This is a genomic window from Psychrobacter sp. (assembly GCF_035469765.1).
Lineage (GTDB): Bacteria > Pseudomonadota > Gammaproteobacteria > Pseudomonadales > Moraxellaceae > Psychrobacter.
Map to the genome: position 1 here is coordinate 1 of NZ_DATIRM010000098.1, position 4,119 is coordinate 4,119.

Sequence of the window (4,119 nt, forward strand, 5' to 3'; positions counted from 1 at the left end):
TGCGCTATGAAGTTATCGTTATCGGTGCAGGTATGGTTGGCACGTCAATCGCATGGCATCTACAAAAAAATAACTCAAATGTATTACTCTTAGACAAGAAATTGCCAGGGTCAGAGACCTCATATGGCAATGCAGGATTGATTCAGCGCGAAGCCATTCATACGCATCCTTTTCCTCGTCAATTGACTGAAATGATCAGAGTGTTGCCGAACCAAGGTACCGATATCCGCTATCGTATTCCAGCAATTTTGCGTTATCACCAAGCGTTGTTGCAATATTGGAAATACTCTACACCTGCGTCAGTCAAAAAAATAGAATCAGAGTGGCAGACGCTGATCGCGCATTGTACCAGTGAACATCAAACGATGATTTCAGCCTCTGGAGCTGACGAACTAATCACTCGTGATGGCTGGTTGCAATTACATCGTTCTGAAGACACCTTTAAAGAAGCTATTGCCTCAGCCATTGACGCTCGCAACCAAGGTGTTGAACATAACGTACTAAACCTTGAAGAGCTAAAAGCAATGGAACCTAGCGCTAATTTTGAAGGTTTCGTTGGTGCGATTCATTGGAAAAATTCTTGGCAAGTGTCAAATCCAAGCTCGCTAGTAAAAGCCTATGCAAAAAATTTCCAAGAAATGGGCGGAGTCATTAAAGAGACTGGCGTTCAAGAAATCGTACAAGAAGATGGCGGCTGGAAAGTTATCACCGATACCGATACCTTTTATAGTGATAAGTTAGTCATCGCAGCAGGACCTTGGTCTAATGATCTCATCAAGCCGCTTGGTTATGATTTACCATTATTCCCGATGCGTGGCTATCATCAGCATTTTAAAGTCAATGAAAAAAATACTATCCATCACAGTATGTTTGACATGGATAAAGGCTTTGTCATGGGACCGATGCAGCAAGGTATCCGTATTACTACCGGTGCGGAAATGACTACCATGAATGCGCCAAAGAATTTTGGACAGTTAAAAACCGTGCTCAAGCTGGCGCGAAAAATATTGCCATTAGAAGATGCAGTTGAGAGCGAAGCATGGGCGGGCTCACGTCCTTGTATGCCAGATATGAAGCCAGTTATTGGTCCTGCAAGCAACCATGAAAAATTGTGGTTTGCCTTTGGTCATAGTCATCAAGGTTTCACATTAGGACCGATGACCGGTCGTCTGGTTGAAGAGATGATTCATGAAAAGCCGCTACTGGTCGACATCAAGCCATTTAGTGCCAATCGCTTTTCTAAATAACGCACGTAGCCTGTAAATACACATCGATAAGGATAAAGAGTAATGAAAAAGCTTCATAGCAGTGAGCGCATGAGTAAGATTGTGGTGCACAATAAAACTGTTTATCTATGTGGTCAAGTGGGTAACGCTGAAGATGATATTAAAGCCCAAACCTTAACTTGCCTAGAGAAGATAGAAAGCTTGTTGCAAGAAGTTGGTAGTGACAAATCAAAGCTATTAATGGCGACCGTCTGGGTGAAGAGCATGTCGGATTTTGCAGCAATGAATGAAGTGTGGGACAAGTGGTTTGAAGGTGTACAACCACCAGCCCGTGCTTGCGGTGAATCTGCATTGGCACGTCCTGAGCTATTGGTTGAGATTACAGCTATCGCTGCTGAATAAATACCAGTACCTGCAGCTTAAAACTGAATAATAATGAAAGGGCGTGATATGACTATCACGCCCTTTTCTATGAGCGACGCATGCAAATAGTTTATAATTAACCTCATTGACAGTTATCTGATGAGCAGTAAACAAGGGTTATAAAAAATGATTAATACTAAAATCTATCACTCAATTTATGTGTTGGCAGAAAAGCTATTAGAAGCGGACAATGCCAATGATAAAAAGACATTTGATACGTTGTATTTACAGCTAAAAGACTTGTGCATTGAAAATGAGAAAGGCAATAAGGATCATCCAGAGCAGTGGGAGACATTGGCAGATTTTACGGAAGATTTGGATGAGGCATTAGTTATCTACCAAAAAGCCTTGGATAAAGCCGCAGCGATTCAATCAAAAGAGCATTTATCATCGATTGCCTTTTCAATGGCTGAGCTACAGAGTGAGCTTGGACAGACAGAGGCAGCGATTAAGAGCTTACAGAGTGCTAAAATAACTGCCAGTAAACTCGACGATAAAGCGTTTAAAAGTGAGATAAATAAGATGCTTGCCAAATTACTGGCTGAGCAATCTTAGTTATTATTATTTGTTATGTAAAAACGCGACTTTGTTATTTAGAAAAGTGGCGCTGCCAACGCTAACAAGGATATCTTGTATTATCAGATAAAAATATCGTTCTTAGCGTCCTGTCCATACGGCAGGACGCTTTTCGATAAAGGCGTCAATCCCTTCACTCACATCATCTGCCATCATATTACAGCTCATCACCTCGCTGGCGTACTCATAAGCTTCTGCCAACTCCATATCTAGTTGTTTATAAAACATAGTTTTGCCCGTTTTCAGAGCGACTGAGGATTTGGCGGTAATGGCGTCTATCAGAGATTGTAGCGTTTGGTCTAATTGCTCAGCGCTTGCCACACGATTGATCAGTCCTTGCTGTAGTGCAGTATGTGCATCGATAAATTCACCAGTGATCAACATCTCAAATGCGTGCTTGCGAGATAGGTTACGACTGACTGCCACTGCTGGGGTGGAACAAAACAGCCCCACATTGATACCAGAAGTGGCAAATTTGGCGTTGTCCGAGGCGACGGCTAGGTCACAGGCTGCGACCAGTTGACAGCCAGCAGCAGTGGCGATGCCTTGTACTTTGGCAATGACCACTTGTGGCATACGATTGATGGTCAGCATCATCTGGCTACATTGCTCAAATAAGGCGCGCTGAAAAGCATTATCTGGATTGGCGCGCATCTCTTTTAGATTATGACCAGCACAAAATGCCTTGCCATTTGCGGCAATCACTAGCACTTGTATACTTTTATCTTGCGCAATGTTGTCCAGCTCCGCCTGCATCGCGACTAGCAACCCAACCGATAAAGCATTAAATTGTTTGGGGCTGTTAAGTGTCAACGTCACAACGCTACCTGATATTTCTTTAATAACTAATGGCTCGTTGGTATTTGTCGAGGGAGTCGTTGAGTGAATGGGGTTAAACTGTGTCATTTATCATCCTTGATAATGGGTATTTAAACTTAGTATAAAAGTGTAAAAGCTATTTAAATAATAACCCAAATAGTAGCATGCTTAATTAGTTAAGCAATAGCTCTGTGATACTGAATATAGCCCATATAAAAATAGCACTCTTATATGATAAGAGCACTATTTAATGTTTCAAAGCAATAAGTTTTTAAAAAACATACTACTAATGACTCTTAATAAGCGCCTTCACTATAAATCAGTTCATAGCTATGGCTGTATATCTCAACGATATTGCCAAATGGATCTTCCATGTAAATCATGCGATAGGGCTTTTCGCCAGGGTAGTAATAACGAGGTTTTTCCATCCGTTTTTTACCACCTGCGGCAACCATACGCTCGGCGAGCTCCTCAACATTGGGATCTTGAACGCAGAAATGGAAGATACCTGTTTTCCAGTATTCAAAGTTATTGTCAGGATTTTCTTGATTTTTGAATTCAAAAATCTCAACGCCAATACGGTCGCCAGTCGATAAATGAGCGATACGAAGACTGCCCCAACCTGCACCAAAGACTTCCGTACACATCTCACCAATGGCACTGTCATCTTCGGTGATTTCAGTCGGCTCCATGATGGTGTACCAACCCATCACTTCAGTATAAAATTTGACGGCGGCATCTAGGTCAGGCACTGAAAGACCGATATGTGAAAAGCTTCTTGGATAAACATTATTCATGGTTTGTACTCCTTTTTGATATGGGAGTAGTTTACAAAGTTATATTTATTACGTAAAATTATCATTTATTATAAAGATAAGTATGTATTGTAATGATTAATACCACATGGCTACGTACCTTTTGTACCTTGGTTGAAATTGGACATTTTACCCGCACGGCTGAGCGTCTATATATGACCCAGTCAGGTGTTAGTCAGCATATACGTAAGCTTGAGAGTCAGTTGGGGATTGACTTGCTTATTCGTCAAGGTAAGCAGTTTTCATTGACAGATGCAGGT

General features: G+C 41.6%; 6 protein-coding genes. 4 read left to right on the forward strand and 2 right to left on the reverse strand.

Translation table 11 applies throughout. The features are described 5' to 3' along the window. The 3 genes from VLN09_RS02685 to VLN09_RS02695 all read left to right on the forward strand — a co-directional run. The coding region (locus tag VLN09_RS02685) for an FAD-dependent oxidoreductase (RefSeq protein WP_325243668.1) at positions 1–1,247 on the forward strand (1,247 nt) is incomplete at its 5' end. Between the two features lie 42 nt (positions 1,248–1,289). After that, positions 1,290–1,628 (forward strand): RidA family protein, encoded by a 339-nt coding sequence (locus tag VLN09_RS02690; protein WP_181210205.1) that lies wholly within the window; start codon positions 1,290–1,292, stop codon positions 1,626–1,628. A gap of 147 nt (positions 1,629–1,775) precedes the next feature. Next, positions 1,776–2,204, forward strand: coding sequence for a tetratricopeptide repeat protein (locus tag VLN09_RS02695; protein ID WP_325243669.1), 429 nt, complete (start codon positions 1,776–1,778; stop codon positions 2,202–2,204). 102 nt (positions 2,205–2,306) lie between these two features. Here VLN09_RS02695 and VLN09_RS02700 read toward each other — a convergent pair whose 3' ends face one another. Next, on the reverse strand, positions 2,307–3,131 hold the full coding sequence (locus tag VLN09_RS02700) for an enoyl-CoA hydratase (RefSeq protein ID WP_325243670.1): 825 nt from the start codon (positions 3,129–3,131) through the stop codon (positions 2,307–2,309). Between the two features lie 209 nt (positions 3,132–3,340). Beyond that, positions 3,341–3,841, reverse strand: coding sequence for a lactoylglutathione lyase family protein (locus VLN09_RS02705; RefSeq protein WP_325243671.1), 501 nt, complete (start codon positions 3,839–3,841; stop codon positions 3,341–3,343). Between the two features lie 92 nt (positions 3,842–3,933). On the opposite strand from VLN09_RS02705, the gene VLN09_RS02710 reads away from it, so the two are divergent. Continuing rightward, a partial coding sequence (locus VLN09_RS02710; RefSeq protein ID WP_325243672.1) for a LysR family transcriptional regulator occupies positions 3,934–4,119 on the forward strand: 186 nt, incomplete at its 3' end.

Bases quoted from the DNA above. Each gene is read 5' to 3' on its own strand.
- VLN09_RS02690 (WP_181210205.1), top strand. From the start codon at position 1,290: ATGAAAAAGCTTCATAGCAGTGAGCGCATGAGTAAGATTGTGGTGCAC.
- VLN09_RS02695 (WP_325243669.1), top strand. From the start codon at position 1,776: ATGATTAATACTAAAATCTATCACTCAATTTATGTGTTGGCAGAAAAG.
- VLN09_RS02700 (WP_325243670.1), bottom strand. From the start codon at position 3,131: ATGACACAGTTTAACCCCATTCACTCAACGACTCCCTCGACAAATACC.
- VLN09_RS02705 (WP_325243671.1), bottom strand. From the start codon at position 3,841: ATGAATAATGTTTATCCAAGAAGCTTTTCACATATCGGTCTTTCAGTG.